The sequence below is a fragment of the Streptomyces sp. NPDC007162 genome (genome assembly GCF_040634175.1).
Lineage (GTDB): Bacteria > Actinomycetota > Actinomycetes > Streptomycetales > Streptomycetaceae > Streptomyces.
Genome location: NZ_JBEYFC010001040.1, coordinates 1 through 1,200, shown reverse-complemented (window position 1 = coordinate 1,200; position 1,200 = coordinate 1). Strand labels below are relative to the sequence as shown.

At 70.7% G+C, this 1,200-nt stretch carries 2 protein-coding genes; both read left to right on the top strand.

The features are described from left to right. Positions 1-169: 169 nt before the first annotated feature. The gene (locus ABZ646_RS46980; RefSeq protein ID WP_360534021.1) at positions 170-883 is read left to right on the top strand and encodes an SDR family oxidoreductase; all 714 of its coding nucleotides are present in this window, start codon (positions 170-172) and stop codon (positions 881-883) included. 31 nt (positions 884-914) lie between these two features. Next, a partial coding sequence (locus ABZ646_RS46975; protein ID WP_360534018.1) for a nuclear transport factor 2 family protein occupies positions 915-1,200 on the top strand: 286 nt, incomplete at its 3' end.

Sequence of the window (1,200 nt, the reverse complement as noted above, 5' to 3'; positions counted from 1 at the left end):
CCTGGCTGCCCACCGGCGACCCGTACGCGCCCACACGCTGAACCTGGCTGGGAGGCAACGCCTCCCAGCCAGGAGGAAACCGGTCCTGGCGTCCCCTGCCCGTCCGATCTACCTTCCAGATAGTCGACCGGTCGGCTAGTCGCCGGTCCACCTCACGGAGAAGGTCATCATGAGCACACCGCAGCAGAAGGTCGCGATCGTCACCGGTGCCTCCCAGGGCATCGGCGCCGCCCTGGTCGAGGGCTACCGCAGGCTCGGCCACGCCGTCGTCGCCACCTCGCGCACGATCACCCCCGTCGACGATCCCGACGTCCTGACCGTCCAGGGTGACATCGCCGACCCGCAGACCGCCGAGCGGGTGGTGGCCGCTGCGGTCGAGCGCTTCGGCCGCATCGACACCGTGGTCAACAACGCGGGCGTCTTCGTCGCGAAGCCCTTCACCGACTACACGGCCGCGGACTACGCCACCGTCACCGGCATCAACGTCGCCGGCTTCTTCCACCTCACCCAGCGGGCGGTCCCGCACCTGCTCGCCCAGGGCGGCGGACACATCGTGAGCATCACCACCAGCCTGGTCGACAGCCCGGACGCCCGGGTCCCCTCCGTCCTCGCCTCCCTGACGAAGGGCGGCCTGCAGTCCGCGACCAAGTCCCTGGCGACCGAGTACGCGGCCCGCGGCATCCGCGTCAACGCCGTCTCGCCCGGCACCATCAAGACCCCCATGCACACGGCGGAGACCCACGAGTTCCTCGCCGCCCTGCACCCGGTCGGCCGGATGGGTGAAGTCAGCGACATCGTCGACGCGGTGCTCTTCCTGGAGACCGCGCCCTTCGTCACCGGCGAGATCCTGCACGTCGACGGCGGCATGAGCGCCGGACACTGACCGGGCGTCACATCGAGAGACAGGAGCGGACATGACCACCACGACCGACGACGCGGCGGTCCTGAGCCGGGTGCTGGACCGGTGGCAGGCGGCCGTCGACGGGCACCGTCCCGCGGACGTCGCCGCGCTCTTCACCGAGGACGCCGTCTTCCAGGGACTGCACCCCTACACGGTCGGACGGGACGGCGTCGCCGCGTACTACGACTCCCAGCCCCTCGGTATGAAGGCGGCGTACCGGATCCTGGAGACCCGGCGGCTCGCCGACGGGGTGGTGCTCGGCTATCTGGCGGTCGAGTTCTCGTTCCGGGACCGGCCAC